The sequence below is a fragment of the Lysinibacillus sp. GW247-5R2A genome (assembly GCF_059424475.1).
This window is the reverse complement of sequence record NZ_JBWKZL010000006.1, coordinates 210,565-225,072: the sequence shown is the minus strand read 5'-3', so window position 1 is coordinate 225,072 and position 14,508 is coordinate 210,565. Positions and strand designations below refer to the sequence as shown.

The 14,508-nt window shown below is 35.5% G+C and carries 13 protein-coding genes; 4 read left to right on the top strand and 9 right to left on the bottom strand.

Features of this window, described 5'->3' with window-relative positions; all coding sequences use genetic code 11:
- Window positions 1–81: 81 nt before the first annotated feature.
- On the top strand, window positions 82–2,499 hold the full coding sequence (leuS, locus tag AC07YC_RS11565) for a leucine--tRNA ligase (RefSeq protein ID WP_494919427.1): 2,418 nt from the start codon (window positions 82–84) through the stop codon (window positions 2,497–2,499).
- 33 nt (window positions 2,500–2,532) lie between these two features.
- Here the strand turns inward: leuS and AC07YC_RS11560 are convergent, their stop codons facing one another.
- Window positions 2,533–2,679, bottom strand: a complete 147-nt coding sequence (locus AC07YC_RS11560) for a hypothetical protein (RefSeq protein WP_494919426.1) — start codon at window positions 2,677–2,679, stop codon at window positions 2,533–2,535.
- 661 nt (window positions 2,680–3,340) lie between these two features.
- On the opposite strand from AC07YC_RS11560, the gene AC07YC_RS11555 reads away from it, so the two are divergent.
- Window positions 3,341–4,069 carry a hypothetical protein gene (locus tag AC07YC_RS11555; protein WP_391538288.1) on the top strand — a complete coding sequence of 243 codons (729 nt, stop codon included), beginning with the start codon at window positions 3,341–3,343 and terminating at the stop codon, window positions 4,067–4,069.
- A gap of 537 nt (window positions 4,070–4,606) precedes the next feature.
- On the opposite strand, the gene AC07YC_RS11550 is transcribed toward AC07YC_RS11555, so the two are convergent.
- Window positions 4,607–5,788, bottom strand: coding sequence for a NupC/NupG family nucleoside CNT transporter (locus tag AC07YC_RS11550; RefSeq protein ID WP_036119714.1), 1,182 nt, complete (start codon window positions 5,786–5,788; stop codon window positions 4,607–4,609).
- 488 nt (window positions 5,789–6,276) lie between these two features.
- Here AC07YC_RS11550 and AC07YC_RS11545 point away from each other — a divergent pair, with 488 nt between their 5' ends.
- Window positions 6,277–6,798 carry a sigma-70 family RNA polymerase sigma factor gene (locus AC07YC_RS11545; RefSeq protein ID WP_494919424.1) on the top strand — a complete coding sequence of 174 codons (522 nt, stop codon included), beginning with the start codon at window positions 6,277–6,279 and terminating at the stop codon, window positions 6,796–6,798.
- On the top strand, window positions 6,785–7,732 hold the full coding sequence (locus AC07YC_RS11540) for a DUF4181 domain-containing protein (RefSeq protein ID WP_494919423.1): 948 nt from the start codon (window positions 6,785–6,787) through the stop codon (window positions 7,730–7,732). Before AC07YC_RS11545 ends, AC07YC_RS11540 begins: the two co-directional genes overlap by 14 nt.
- A 36-nt stretch (window positions 7,733–7,768) precedes the next feature.
- On the opposite strand, the gene AC07YC_RS11535 is transcribed toward AC07YC_RS11540, so the two are convergent.
- Genes AC07YC_RS11535 through AC07YC_RS11505 form a run of 7 tightly spaced genes read right to left on the bottom strand, consistent with a single transcriptional unit; the run spans window position 7,769 to window position 14,412 of the window.
- Window positions 7,769–9,025, bottom strand: a complete 1,257-nt coding sequence (locus tag AC07YC_RS11535) for a permease (RefSeq protein WP_494919422.1) — start codon at window positions 9,023–9,025, stop codon at window positions 7,769–7,771.
- 4 nt (window positions 9,026–9,029) lie between these two features.
- Window positions 9,030–9,728, bottom strand: a complete 699-nt coding sequence (locus AC07YC_RS11530) for a response regulator transcription factor (RefSeq protein WP_008176665.1) — start codon at window positions 9,726–9,728, stop codon at window positions 9,030–9,032.
- A 38-nt stretch (window positions 9,729–9,766) separates the two neighbouring features.
- On the bottom strand, window positions 9,767–10,519 hold the full coding sequence (locus tag AC07YC_RS11525; RefSeq protein WP_336635326.1) for a sensor histidine kinase: 753 nt from the start codon (window positions 10,517–10,519) through the stop codon (window positions 9,767–9,769).
- 37 nt (window positions 10,520–10,556) lie between these two features.
- Window positions 10,557–11,549 (bottom strand): ABC transporter ATP-binding protein, encoded by a 993-nt coding sequence (locus AC07YC_RS11520; RefSeq protein WP_008176669.1) that lies wholly within the window; start codon window positions 11,547–11,549, stop codon window positions 10,557–10,559.
- Window positions 11,546–12,559 carry an ABC transporter ATP-binding protein gene (locus AC07YC_RS11515; protein WP_494919421.1) on the bottom strand — a complete coding sequence of 338 codons (1,014 nt, stop codon included), beginning with the start codon at window positions 12,557–12,559 and terminating at the stop codon, window positions 11,546–11,548. Before AC07YC_RS11515 ends, AC07YC_RS11520 begins: the two co-directional genes overlap by 4 nt.
- A gap of 15 nt (window positions 12,560–12,574) precedes the next feature.
- Window positions 12,575–13,495 carry a nickel ABC transporter permease gene (gene nikB / locus AC07YC_RS11510; protein ID WP_008176673.1) on the bottom strand — a complete coding sequence of 307 codons (921 nt, stop codon included), beginning with the start codon at window positions 13,493–13,495 and terminating at the stop codon, window positions 12,575–12,577.
- 14 nt (window positions 13,496–13,509) lie between these two features.
- The gene (locus AC07YC_RS11505; RefSeq protein WP_336635329.1) at window positions 13,510–14,412 is read right to left on the bottom strand and encodes an ABC transporter permease; all 903 of its coding nucleotides are present in this window, start codon (window positions 14,410–14,412) and stop codon (window positions 13,510–13,512) included.
- Window positions 14,413–14,508: the final 96 nt, after the last annotated feature.

Genomic DNA, 14,508 nt, shown 5'->3' with positions numbered 1-14,508 from the left:
GAAGGGGCGAGTTTTTTTATTTTTTAAATATTTTGTCAATTATAATGAAGAGCAGCAAGATTCATTGAAGGAGGAAAAAAAATGAGTTTTAATCATCAACAAATTGAAAAAAAGTGGCAGCAATATTGGGCTGATAACAAAACATTCAAAACTGAAAATGAAACAGAAAAGCCTAAATTCTTTGCATTAGATATGTTCCCATATCCATCTGGCGCTGGACTACACGTAGGACATCCAGAAGGATATACGGCGACAGATATTCTATCACGCTTTAAACGTATGCAAGGCTATAATGTATTACACCCAATGGGCTGGGATGCGTTTGGTTTACCAGCGGAGCAATATGCACTTGATACGGGCAATGATCCGGCAGAATTTACAGCGAAAAATATTGCAACATTTAAACGTCAAATTCAAGAGCTAGGTTTCAGCTATGATTGGGATCGTGAAATTAACACGACTGATCCAGAGTATTATAAATGGACACAATGGATTTTTATTCAGCTTTATAACAAAGGTTTAGCTTATGTGGATGAAGTAGCTGTTAACTGGTGTCCAGCGCTTGGTACGGTATTGGCGAATGAAGAAGTAATTGATGGCAAATCAGAGCGTGGTGGGCATCCAGTAGAACGTCGACCAATGAAGCAATGGATGCTTAAAATTACTGCCTATGCAGATCGTTTAATTGATGACTTAGAGGAAGTTGATTGGCCAGAATCTATTAAAGATATGCAGCGTAACTGGATTGGACGTTCAGAAGGAGCAGAAGTAACATTTGGTATCGATGGGACTGATGAGAACTTTACTGTGTTCACAACTCGCCCTGATACATTATTTGGCGCTACATATTGTGTACTTGCACCTGAGCATAAATTAGTGGAACAAATAACGACAGCTGATCAGCGTCAAGCGGTTGAAACTTATTTAGAAAAAGTTAAAATGAAGTCTGATTTAGAGCGTACAGATTTAGCAAAAGAAAAAACTGGCGTATTTACAGGTGCCTATGCAGTAAATCCGATTAACGGTAAGAAAGTGCCAATTTGGATTGCAGACTATGTATTAGTGTCTTATGGAACAGGTGCTATTATGGCGGTTCCTGCACATGATGAGCGTGACTATGAATTCGCATCAGCATTCAACTTAGACATCGTTCCTGTTCTTGAAGGTGGGGACATTAGTAAAGAAGCATTTACAGGTGATGGGCAACATATTAACTCTGATTTCCTAAATGGCTTAAATAAAGTAGAGGGTATTGCTAAAGCTATTGAATGGTTAGAGCAAAAAGGCGTTGGAGAGAAGAAGATATCTTATCGTCTGCGCGACTGGCTATTCTCTCGTCAGCGTTACTGGGGAGAGCCTATTCCAATGATCCATTGGGAAGATGGTACGATAACAGCAGTTCCAGAATCGGAATTACCGTTAATGCTACCGAAAACAGATAATATCCGTCCTTCAGGCACTGGTGAATCACCATTAGCCAACATTGCAGAATGGGTCAATGTTGTAGATCCCGAGACAGGTAAAAAAGGACGCCGTGAAACAAATACAATGCCGCAATGGGCAGGATCTAGCTGGTACTTCTTACGCTATATCGATCCTACTAATACAGAAGCAATTGCGGACTCTGAATTACTAAAACGCTGGTTACCAGTTGATATTTATATTGGTGGAGCAGAGCATGCTGTATTGCATTTACTATACGCACGTTTCTGGCATAAAGTGTTATATGATTTAGGCGTTGTTCATACGAGAGAGCCATTCCAGAAATTATTTAACCAAGGTATGATTCTTGGTGAAGGTAATGAAAAAATGTCTAAATCTAAAGGGAATGTTGTGAACCCAGACGAAATCATTGAGTCACATGGTGCAGATACATTACGTCTTTATGAAATGTTCATGGGGCCACTTGAGGCTTCTGTAGCTTGGTCTACAAATGGTTTAGATGGGGCACGTCGCTTCTTAGATCGTATTTGGCGTCTACTTGTCAATGAAGAGGATGGAACGATTTCAGCGAAAATTCAAGTGTCTAATGATACAACATTAGAAAAATCATACCACCAAACAGTGAAAAAAGTGACAGAGGATTATGAAGGTATCCGCTTTAATACTGCTATTTCACAAATGATGGTATTTATCAACGATTGCTATAAAGCTGAAGTAATCCCAACAGCTTATGCGGAAGGCTTTGTTAAAATGTTGGCACCAATGGCTCCTCATATCGCAGAAGAGCTTTGGAAGCTATTAGGTCATGAAGGAACACTTTCGTATGAGCAATGGCCAACATACGATGAGTCAAAACTTGTAGATGATGAAGTGGAAGTAGCGGTGCAAGTTGCTGGTAAAGTTCGTGCAAAAATCGTCGTAGCTAAAGATGCTTCAAAAGAAGACATTGAAAAAATAGCGCTTGCAGATGAAAAAGTACAAGAATATATGGCTGGAAAGAACTTAGTAAAAGTTATCGTTATTCCAGGCAAACTTGTCAATATTGTCGTTAAATAAAGAGACATAATTTCAAATGTGCATTACTAAAACTTAGTTATCAAAACCTAAATTAAAAAAGTTAAATAAATCAAAGGACAAAACATATTTTATATCACTAATATGTTTTGTCCTTTTTAAATTAGTATAACGAAATACTAAAAAATCTTCAGGTTCGGCACATTCACTATTTCTTCTCATTTTTAAAAACCTCCTTAGATACAATGATTAAACGGAATTCTTTTAACACTTTTTGTATTTTAAAATTAAAATCTAGATAATACTATTTTAATATATTACCTGAAATGTTGGTTGTATATAGAATTTTATTAAAAATATCGAACAAAGCAGCACTTTACGGCAAATTAAAAAATCCATTGTGAAAAAGATTGATTAAAATGGATTTTATCTTTTAAAAAAGTTTGCTATATGTAGTTCAACAATCGCACCCGATCGTAATATAAGGTTATCCAGATTTTTCTTGTTGGCCTTTTTGTTATAGGTCTTATTATAACGTTAGTCGGGGTAGAATGTAGCGCCCATTGGACTCGATCCCGGCTGCAAAACTGTTCTCCCCTTACTTGTATAAACATGTTTCAAGCTGGTTGGGACAAAGATCCCGTTTAACACGAGAACCTAGAAATTACAAGCAGCTTTAGGGGTCACTACGTCGAAACCATCTATTTATAATTGGTTATTTAGTATATAATTAGAAATATTTGTATTTTTTAGTGTATTTTTGTGATATTATAAGTATTAATATACTAGAAGGAGGGTATCTAAATGGAAATAATATAGTTTATTTTTGATATTGGTTGTCACAAAGTGTTGGGAATCATATTATTAAAAGGATGGGTTGAAAATGAAAAAAATTATTACAGGAATCGTTGCAATGATTTTAATGTTTTCAATAACAGCACAGTTTCCAGCAACTGCGGCACAAATAGAAGGTGAAAAAAAAGACAATTTATCAACTATTCTTACAAGTGTATTAGAATTAGATAATGAGTTTGATAAAACAATAGGTTTTGATGGAGACTATATTGCTATTGATATTAATTTAGCAAAAAAACAAGGTGCAACAGATTCTGATATCAAGCTTGCAATATCAAAAGTAAATGAACATAATCAAATAATAAAGGATACATTGGCTATACAGCCATTTGTAATATATGATGAAAATAGTTTTTATTTCGATGAAGAGTCAGCTAGAAAAGAAAATGTATCTGAAGACTTAATTGAGTCTACTTCAAAGGACATAGAATTAATGAATTCTGTACAGCCATTAGCTGCATGTAACGGTAAAAGTAAGTATGAAAAGACTTCAGTTGGATTCTATACTTACTTTAATAGCTGTCAAGCTTCCACGATAATAACTTATATTCAAATTGGAGCGGGAATAGCTACACTTGGAGCTGCTATCGCTGCCTTTATTGCTCCTCCTCTTGGATTAGCTACTATTATAGCAGTAGGATTAATTGATATTGGGGCAACCGCCTTAAACCTATCAAGCGTTAAGGAATGTGGATTATGGATTAAATGGACAGGTACAGTAAATCCAGATCCTTTCTGGATAGGTTCTCAATGTTAATTATTAGAAAAGGAGAATAGTTTTGTTATCTATAGTTCCTATTATTCTTTTTGGTATTTCACTCGCCCTTTGTATTGTACTATTTCTTAGAATGAATCAAATCAAAGAACGGAAAGAGAAATTACCTCTAATAATTCTATTTAGTTTCACTCTACTTAGTTTTTTAGTACTATTGTATTCTGCGCTTTTTCATTAAATAATATTGTTAAATTTTTTGAAGTGAAGGAATGGATAGATCCCATTCAAGAGCAGAACCTCTTTAAACTATTATTCAGAACGTTGAAAAGCTGAAAGAACACTCATTTGTTTAATAGTTAAAACAAATGAGTGTTCTTTTTTATGCTATTCCAGTTCACGTGTGCCCATACCTTTACTTATACTACAAGTAAATTTCCTTTGTCATAAAATTACAATTAAATGCATACTCGTTTCCACATATCTATTTTGTCTTGCCAAAGTGAGATGATAGGAAGTTACAATACAAAAAAACTGCACCCAACCATCGAGTGCAGTTTTAAGAATAATCCCATATTCAATTTAAATAATCAAGCCAACAATTATTGCCGTTAAAATACTTACCAGTGTCGCTCCATAAAGCAACTTTAAGCCGAAACGTGCAACAACATTTCCTTGTCTTTCATTTAACCCTTTGACTGCCCCAGAAATAATACCAATGGATGAAAAGTTAGCAAAGGATACTAGGAATACAGAAATAATACCTAACGTACGTTCACTCATTGTGTTCTCAATTTCTCCAAGGTTGATCATAGCAACAAATTCATTCGTTACTAATTTAGTGGCCATTATTCCACCAGCTGAAACAGCGTCTGCCCATGGGATACCCATTAAGAAAGCTATTGGTGCAAAAATATAGCCTAATATTTCTTGGAAAGAAACACCGATAATCATATCAAACAATGAATTGATTAAATCCATTAATGCTACGAAACCAATTAGCATTGCTCCAACAATGATGGCCACCTTAAAGCCATCCATAATATATTCACCAAGCATTTGGAAGAAAGCTTGCTTCTGCTCATCTTCAATGGTTAAGATATCTTCCTCTTCTTTTACCGTATACGGATTAATGATGGAAACAATTATAAAACCACCAAATAAGTTTAGAACAATCGCCGTTACGACATACTTTGGTTCAATCATCGTCATGTACGCGCCAACAACTGACATAGAGACGGTCGACATCGCGGATGCACATAATGTATACATACGCTGAGGAGTGACCTTGTCTAGTTGTTTTTTGACTGTAATGAATACTTCAGATTGACCTACCATTGCAGAAGCAACAGCATTATAGGACTCCAATTTTCCCATGCCACTTACTTTACTTAAAAAATAACCGATCCATCTCATGAGGAAAGGAAGGATTTTGAAATGCTGTAAAATCCCAATTAGCACAGAGATAAAGACAATTGGTAATAAAACACCTAAGAAAAATGGGGATTCTCCTTCATTCGCTAAACCACCAAAAACAAATGATATACCTGTATTTGCGTAGGATAATAAATGATCAAATACATTTGTTATTCCTTTGATTAGAACATAACCAATCGTTGTATTTAGAAGTAAAGCCGCTAATATAAATTGAATGATTAACATAATCAATATATATTTATATTTTATTTCTTTTTTGTTTTTACTCATTAACAGAGCTAAACCAAAAACAAGTAGCAATCCACAAAGGGATATTAAGTATTTCATAAATTCCTCCATAAGTATAATTTAGGCCGTTTGAATCCAAGACAACAAATATTCTTTTAAACATAATGTTCCATCTAAAAATTTGCAGAACAACCAAAGAACTTAATTTGTCAGACGTCAGACAAACAATCTCACTATAACAGTTTTTTAACTAGCTATTCAAGAGTTAAAAGAAAAAAAGTATGCGACTTGGCATACGAAAAGGACAAATCCAGTATCAAAACAACTAAATCATTTCTTTATAAGGCTTATTTACAGGGTGATTTCCCTGAATGGATGAACTCAAAACACTTCTTGTATAAAGTTGTTCACATCCATTCAAAATAACATCACCTTCAAATGTGGAAACATATTTTATTGTGTGATGTTTTTGAAATATTATGTCCATCGTTTAAATGAAACATAGTTTTGAAAAGATTATTTCTTTTTTGGAAACCAAATGACCCATCATTACGACTATAAAGTGACTATACATTGGAGGTGTTACGGTGAGTGAGCATTTAGAGGAGGTCATGGAGGAGCATGGAGAATATTGTTTACGAGTGGCGTATTTATATGTTAAGGACTGGACGATAGCTGAGGAAATTGTTCAAGATGTATTTTTTGCCTATTATCGTCAACGGGATCGCTTCGAACAAAGATCTTCTCTAAAGACGTATTTAGTAAAAATCACTGTACATAAAAGTCATGACTATTTAAGAAGTTGGAAAAATAAGCGACATGAATTATTTGAAAAAATACATATAGGGGCAAATAAACGTACACCAGAAATGACATTATTAGCGAAGGATGAGCAAAATACATTAATGATAGCATTATTTGCATTACCTATTACTTATAGAGAAGTCATTATTCTTTATTATTATCAGGAATTAAAGGTTCGAGAGATAGCTGACATCCTTTTATGTGCAGAAAATACAGTTAAAACTAGGCTCCATCGAGCAAGGAAAATGTTGCAGTCTAAATTAAACCCTAGTGATTGGGAGGTGTTAATGGATGACAGCTTTTAAGGAGAGGTTGGATAAAGAGCTTGGCACAACGCCACGATTTACACAGTCATTACAGAAAAATATTTTACAGCAGGCACACCGAGTAAATCCTACAACAAGACGCTGGCAATATCCATTAATTATTTTAGGTACGATTGTTATGCTATTGTTTATCATAGAACTCGGTCCACTAGGACGGAGCGAACAAGCTAAACAAACTTCATTTGTAGAGTTAGCACAGCAAGAAACAATAAAAAGGTATACAATGATTTTCAACGCGGATATGGAGACCTTTATGGCAGGGAGACCTGGATGGACGATTGGACAGAAAATATTTGAGCTGAATGATGACAAGGATTTATTACAACAGTTATTACAGCAGGCCACTGTAATACAGATGTATGGGGATAATCCATTTAGATTTGGAGCCATGCGTGATGTATGGGCAGAGTTTGAAAATGGCCAAGTAATTAAAATGAAAATATTTTTAAACGAGGAATATATCGTTATAGAGGATTATCACAATAAATCCTTTTATCGAGTAAATAATGAAGATTTGGCAAAGGCTTATTTAGACCTTGCCCTAAAAGAAGATGATATAGCTTTTGGAATGAAGGGCCTATCTATATTTCTAGTAGTCTTATTCGTTAGTCATTTTTTTGTCGAAAAATTAATGAGAAAAAAGTTCAACATTCCAAAAGGGTATATTAATAAAGGTCATCAGCGAGTCAGTTGGATCATTAAAATTGTAAATATTGTTTTGGTCTGTTTGTTCGTACTGAAAGGGTTGATCCTATTGACCGTCGTAATAATAGGCTATCTAACTGTTATAGTTGTCAGTTCTATTTTCATTGACTATTACTATGGTAGAGAAGAAAAAAGACATTATCTTTCCATTAGTTCAGCCATTGTTGGTCTACTATTATTTGGCATATTCATTATTTATATCAGTTAAAAGAAGACAAACGCCTGAACACGCTATTTTGCGAATTCAGGCGTTTTTATCTTCCGTTTCTGTCTGTAGCATTAATTGATAAATACTAGATATCATAAAGCTAGCTGCTAATCCGTAAAGGGCATTGAAGCTTAAACCAACACCAATCCCAATGATGATGGAAAACAGTATGACAAGCCAGTTATGTTTGTGAATATGACGATTCGTAAATAAAAGAATAAACATAAATGGTAGCAAGGTAATGTGAAGAAATGCGAAAGAATAGATAACTCCTAAAATCGTTAAATCGATAGATAAGAAAAAGGTAAATAAAAGGATGAGTAGTCCAATTAAATAAAAATAATAGGGCCTTTTCTTCACAAAAAATCGTTTGGTTGCGCGCAAATCCACAAGTAAGGTTGTGACAATAGCCAACAGTACAATGACAAGGAAGGCAAATGTCAGAAACCCGGGCTGTACTTCATATAAAAACGTAAAAATTAGAATTTGAAACTGACCAAATGAGCCACTATATAAAGCAATCATTAAAATAGCTGTAAAGGATAGCGTTAATAAAGCTAAAATCACACCTGAAGAAAACAGGCTGCGGCGTACTTTTTTTGGCTTAATAAAGGCGATTAAATACCATGTTGATTTATCAAAGAGAACTTGTCCTAAAACGGCTAGTTGAATAATGACATAGAACAGTAGGATTTCACTATTTTTAAAATAAAATAAATAAGGATGATACAAGCGAATACCTTCATAAACGGTGCTAGCACCATTTTGTACAAAATAATAAATAGGGATAAAAATAAGTAAAGAAAATAAAGCGATGATAAATAATATTTCTAGCCACAATATACTTTTCACAGACATAATGCGATCCAGAAGTAGCATTCCCACCAAAAATAAAAAAATGGTGATGGGGACTGGGATAGTTAACATAATTTCAGATAACACACTAATGCTTATTAATTGTATTAACCAAAGCTCAATGCCTGTTAAAAGGTAAAAAAATCGTATGACGTTTAAATTCATACCACTCAATTTTTTCTGTATCGTAAAGAGTAAAAAGCTTTGTGTTTGCTGGTTTTGTGTGTAATCACTCTTTTTTAATAATGAGCCCAGTATGACAAAAGAAATAGCTGTCGCTAATGTATAACAAATGCCCGCCATAAAGCCGTACGAAATAAGGGCAGAAGGAGAGGACAATAGCAAATTACCATTAATCCATCTCGCTAAAAGTATGATGACACCTGCTGCTGTGCTTAAACTTGCAAATGGTACGAGCAATGAAAATTTCTTTAGCATATCTTCAATTACCTTTACTCGTTTTAGAGGATTTATATTGACGAGGTGATTGATTATATTTTTTCTTAAAAGCTACACTAAAATAGTGTTGGCTATTAAAACCACAGCTCTCCGCAATTGCTGACATACTGGCATCCAGATTTTCACTTATTTTCTTCACGGCCATCTCTAGGCGATAATTATTAATATATTCATTAATGCCGATGGATTGCTCCTCCAAAAACTTACGACTTAAATAACTAGGGTTCAAATGGATTTTTTCAGCAATAATATTTAAACTCAGTTTTTCATGATAGTTTTCATGAATATAGGAAAGAGCGCTTTGGATCGCATCATGGTTAGAGCTCCATACTTTATATTTCTCCACAATAGCATTTAATTCACTAGCAATAACAGGCTTTGTTAGATAGTCCTTTACTCCAATACGTAACGCCTGCTGCGCATATTCAAAGGTTTGATAGGCTGTTACCATTATAATATCTACATCATAAAGTTCTTTTAACTCTTTACTTAAAGTGATTCCATCTTTCCCAGGCATTTGAATATCCAAAAAGGCGATAGTCATACGGTGCTTTTTAGCTAATTGCAGAGCTTGTGAAGCGTCCTGAGCAGTATGGAATGTCCAATTAGGGAAATGTGGCTTTAATAAATAAATCATTTGCTCAAGCTCTAAAGGCTCATCATCTGCGATTAATATATTCATGTTGAGGTTCTCCTTTCATATTCAAATTAGTAGAAAGCCTAAGCGGGAACATGGATCGTTACAGTGTAAAAATGTTGATCGTTTTGAATTGAAAATAAAATACTTTCGAGTCCATATATAAGCTCGAGACGTTTTTTAATATTTTCAAGACCATAACCTTGCTGCAATTCATCTTCTACTTGCTCAATAGCCGATTCTATCTTTTCTGATGGTTGTGTATTTTTTATTTCTATTAATAAAAACTTATCCATTTTCTTTATATTAATGAAAAGTTCAGCAGGTCCTATATGCTTTTCAAAGCCATGTTTATATGCATTTTCAATAATGGTCTGGAGAATAAATGGTGGTATTTGTACAGATAATGCTGCATCATCAACATACTTATGGACTGTCAAACGATGTCCAAAGCGTAGCTGTTGAATATTTAAATAGCTATCGACAAATAGCACCTCGTTTTTTAAAGCAATTAAAACCTCATGATTATTATATTTAAATTTAAAAAACGTTGCTAAGGCCTCAATGCCCGCTACCAAATCTTCCTTTCGATTGATGCGGGCTAGGCTCAGTAATGAATTTAATGCGTTAAAAAAGAAATGGGGCTGTATTTGCTGATTTAGCTGAAGAATATTGGCTCTTTGTAAATCTTGCTTTAGCTCTAAATTTCTTTTTTCTTCCTCTAGGCTATCAATTTGTTTTTCGAAAATAAATATAAAAGTAAGCAGAAAAGCTCCAATAATTGGAGCGATTACACATAGGAGAATATATATGTTGAAGGTTTCTAGTTGTAACATAATGACCTCTCCATTGAATTTATAAGTGTAAGTTACATTAAACTAAATTTTCTGCAAAATGGCAAGCTACCTTATGGGTTGCCGTAATTTCCCGTAAAGCAGGAACCTCTGCTTTACATTTATCTGTAGCGAACGGACAACGTGTATGGAAGCTACAGCCAGTAGGGGGATTTAACGGTGATGGTAGATCTCCCTTTAAAATAATACGCTCCTTACGATGCTCCTTGTCAATAACTGGAATCGACGAAAACAGTGCTTTTGTATAAGGGTGATGCGGCTGGGTGAAAAGGGATTGCTTATCAGCAATTTCTACGACTTTTCCAAGATACATAACCATTATCCGGTCTGATATATGGCGCACTACACTTAAATCATGTGAGATAAATAAAAAGGTTAAATCTAAATCTCTTTGTAGCTGTTTCAATAAATTTAAAATTTGTGCTTGGATAGATACGTCCAGGGCAGAAACCGATTCATCACAAATTATAATTTTGGGATTGACGGCAAGTGCTCTTGCGATCCCAATACGTTGACGTTGCCCACCAGAGAATTCATGTGGATAACGCTCCAAATATTCTGGTCGCAGTCCGACAAGTGACATTAATTCAATCATGCGTGCCTCTTGCTGCTCTGGAGGAACTATTTTTTGAATAGACATGGCCTCTGTTAACATTTTGCGAATAGTGCGCCTTGGGTTCAGAGATGCATACGGATCTTGGAAAATTATTTGAATGTCCTTGCGCGCTACTCGTAGCTCTTTTTTATTCATCGTTACTAAATTTTTGCCGAATAATAACACTTCTCCAGATGTAGGTTCGTCTAATCTTAAAATAGAGCGACCTGTCGTTGATTTACCGCAGCCAGATTCTCCAACAATACTAAGTGTTTCACCAGGCATAATCTCAAAGGAAACACCGTCCACCGCTTTAACCACCTGCTGTGGACCGAAGAGTTTTTCTTTTTTTAAGGAAAAATGTTGTTTTAAATTATTTACTTGTAATAGTGGCTGTGCTTGCTGCTCTTTTATCATACGGTCATCTCCTCCATAAGTGTTGCTCCCTGCCATTCCTTACTGTACATCCAGCATCTTACCTTTTTCCCTGGCTCAATCGTAAGAAGTTCAGGCTGTTTTTCAAGGCATAATTCTGTAGCAAATGGACAGCGTTCTGCATAGCGGCAGCCAATTGGATAATGATATGGACTTGGAACGGTTCCGTGAATAGTAGATAATTCCTCTTGATCCTCATATAGTTTTGGCAAGGATTGAATTAAACCATTAGTATATGGATGTAATGGTTTTGCAAAAAGGCTATCAGTTGTGCCTTCCTCTACAACCTGCCCTGCATACATAACGGCAATTTTATCGCAAATCTCAGCTACAACACCAAGATCATGGGTAATGAAGATAATGCTCATTCCTAGCTGCTTTTGCAAATTTTGAATAATATCAATAATTTGAGCTTGAATGGTTACATCTAGGGCAGTCGTCGGTTCGTCAGCAATTAAAACATCTGGCGTACAAGCAAGTGCCATCGCGATCATAATACGTTGACGCATCCCGCCACTTAGCTGATACGGCTCTTGTTTCGCTCTTTTTTCAGGGGCTGGAATGCCAACTAGGCGAATCATATCCACCGCTTTTTGCCATGCTTCTTTACGTGATAAACCTTGGTGTAAACGAATGGATTCAGCGATTTGTTCACCAACGGATAGCACAGGATTTAAGCTTGTCATAGGCTCTTGGAAAATCATTGATATTTTATTACCTCGAATTTTACGTAATTCTTCATCTGATAATTTCAAGATGTCTGTATTGTTTAAAAGAATTTCACCATTAATAATTTTGCCAGGGGGTGAAGGGACTAACCGAAGTAGTGATAGGGAAGTCATGGATTTCCCACAACCAGATTCTCCGACAATGCCTAGTGTTTCTCCTTTTTGAAGTGTAAAGGAAACACCGTCCACAGCTTTAGCGACTCCCTCACTCGAATAAAAATAAGTTTGTAAATTTTTTACTTCTAACACTGTATCTTGTTTCATCTGTTTTTTCCCTCCCTAGTTTAAATCCATCCGTTTATTAAAGATTCGATACAAAATATCGACGAAAAGATTAATGAATACGAATATTAATGAAGCGACTAGCACGCCTCCTTGAACGATTGGTATATCTCGTGTACGAATGGCATCGACAATCATTCGACCTAATCCGTTCACGGCGAAAACAGATTCTACTAATACTGTGCCGCCAAGTAAACTACCAAACTGTAAGCCTACTACTGTAATAACTGGAATTAAAGCATTCCGTAATGCGTGCTTTAAAATGATAATATAACCTTTTAAACCTTTAGCTTTAGCCGTTCGAATATAATCTTGATTGACGACTTCTAACATACTTGAACGTGTCATACGTGCAACGATGGCAGCACCACCTGCGCCGAGTGTAACCGCAGGTAGAATAATATGTTTAGCACTGTCCCAGCCTGCAACAGGTAGCCAATGTAACTGTACGGAGAAAACGTACATTAATAAAATACCTAACCAGAAACTAGGGAGCGAGATTCCTAATAATGCCACAATCATTAAACCAACATCCATGAAGGAATAAGGGCGGATTGCTGAGATGATGCCGGCAATCAGCCCGAGAACAATGGTAATTAAAATACTATAAAAGGCCAGCTCAATTGTAATTGGTAAACGAGCCGTAATTTCTTCAAAGACAGGTTGATTATTTTTTAAAGAATGACCCATGTCACCTTGTAAAAGATTTTTAATGTAATCTGTATATTGAATGGCTAAAGGCTTATTCAGTCCTAAATTTTCACGTAATTCATTAACGGTTTCTTGTGAAGCTCCTTCACCGGCTAAAATGATGGCCGGATCGCCTGGAATCATTTGCATAATTAGAAAAACAACAAGCGTTACACCGAGCGTCACGGGGATAATTTGAGCAAGTCGTTTGAGGATAAATAATGTCATATAACTTCTCTCCTTTAATTTTTCATTCTTGGATCTAAAGCATCTCGTAAACCATCTCCGAATAGGTTAAATCCTAGAACAAGGATGGAAATCATCATACCTGGGAAAAGGGCCATATATGGGGCCGTAAAAAGAAAATCCCTACCATTTGATAGCATGGCACCCCATTCAGGAGATGGCGGTTGTGCACCTAATCCTAAGAATGACAGACCAGCAGCAGATAAAATGGCTGTTGCTAAACGCATAGATGCTTGGACAATAATAGGTGATAAAATATTCGGAAAGATATGCTTGATTAATATGGTCATATCATTCGCACCAAGTGTTTTAACCGCATCGATATATTCTAATTTTTTTACTTCCATTGTCGATCCACGAACAATACGGGCAAACATAGGGATGGAGAAGAATCCAACAGCGATAGTTACATTAATAAGACTTGGTCCTAATGCGCTGACAATCGCTAAAGCTAGTAATATACCTGGAAAGGCAAGCATGATATCTAAAATACGACTAATAATCGAATCAATCCATCTTCCATAGTAGCCAGAGATAAGGCCGAGGATTGTCCCAATTGTTCCACCAAATAACACGGCTGAAATACCAACACCAAGAGATAAACGGGAGCCATATAAGATTCGACTTAAAATATCTCGTCCTTTGTCATCTGTACCCATTAAATGATCTAAACTGGGTCCTTGTAACTTTTGATCTAACTGAACATCGAATGGATCATAAGGAGCTATAATTGGCCCGATAAGAAACATCAATATATATAGAAGAATGATGATACCCCCTGCGACAGCGGCCTTATTTTTTTTGATTTTGTTTAGGAACGAGACAAGATTCTTTTTTCTAGAAGCTTTACGTGCATTCACTAAAACAGCATGGTCGATAGTAGTAGTTACTTTATCCATAATGAAACTCCTTTTCTATTTGATTTGATTTCAATTTAGTGAAAAGCGTAAAGAATGTAAATATTTTAGAAGGTATTAGTCAGAAAATTTAAAAAA

What these genes read in the sequence shown, in the direction of transcription:
- leuS (WP_494919427.1), top strand. Translation starts at nt 82, where the DNA reads ATGAGTTTTAATCATCAACAAATTGAAAAAAAGTGGCAGCAATATTGG.
- AC07YC_RS11560 (WP_494919426.1), bottom strand. Translation starts at nt 2,679, where the DNA reads ATGAGAAGAAATAGTGAATGTGCCGAACCTGAAGATTTTTTAGTATTT.
- AC07YC_RS11555 (WP_391538288.1), top strand. Translation starts at nt 3,341, where the DNA reads ATGAAAAAAATTATTACAGGAATCGTTGCAATGATTTTAATGTTTTCA.
- AC07YC_RS11550 (WP_036119714.1), bottom strand. Translation starts at nt 5,788, where the DNA reads ATGAAATACTTAATATCCCTTTGTGGATTGCTACTTGTTTTTGGTTTA.
- AC07YC_RS11540 (WP_494919423.1), top strand. Translation starts at nt 6,785, where the DNA reads ATGACAGCTTTTAAGGAGAGGTTGGATAAAGAGCTTGGCACAACGCCA.
- AC07YC_RS11535 (WP_494919422.1), bottom strand. Translation starts at nt 9,025, where the DNA reads ATGCTAAAGAAATTTTCATTGCTCGTACCATTTGCAAGTTTAAGCACA.
- AC07YC_RS11530 (WP_008176665.1), bottom strand. Translation starts at nt 9,728, where the DNA reads ATGAATATATTAATCGCAGATGATGAGCCTTTAGAGCTTGAGCAAATG.
- AC07YC_RS11525 (WP_336635326.1), bottom strand. Translation starts at nt 10,519, where the DNA reads ATGTTACAACTAGAAACCTTCAACATATATATTCTCCTATGTGTAATC.
- AC07YC_RS11520 (WP_008176669.1), bottom strand. Translation starts at nt 11,549, where the DNA reads ATGATAAAAGAGCAGCAAGCACAGCCACTATTACAAGTAAATAATTTA.
- AC07YC_RS11515 (WP_494919421.1), bottom strand. Translation starts at nt 12,559, where the DNA reads ATGAAACAAGATACAGTGTTAGAAGTAAAAAATTTACAAACTTATTTT.
- nikB (WP_008176673.1), bottom strand. Translation starts at nt 13,495, where the DNA reads ATGACATTATTTATCCTCAAACGACTTGCTCAAATTATCCCCGTGACG.
- AC07YC_RS11505 (WP_336635329.1), bottom strand. Translation starts at nt 14,412, where the DNA reads ATGGATAAAGTAACTACTACTATCGACCATGCTGTTTTAGTGAATGCA.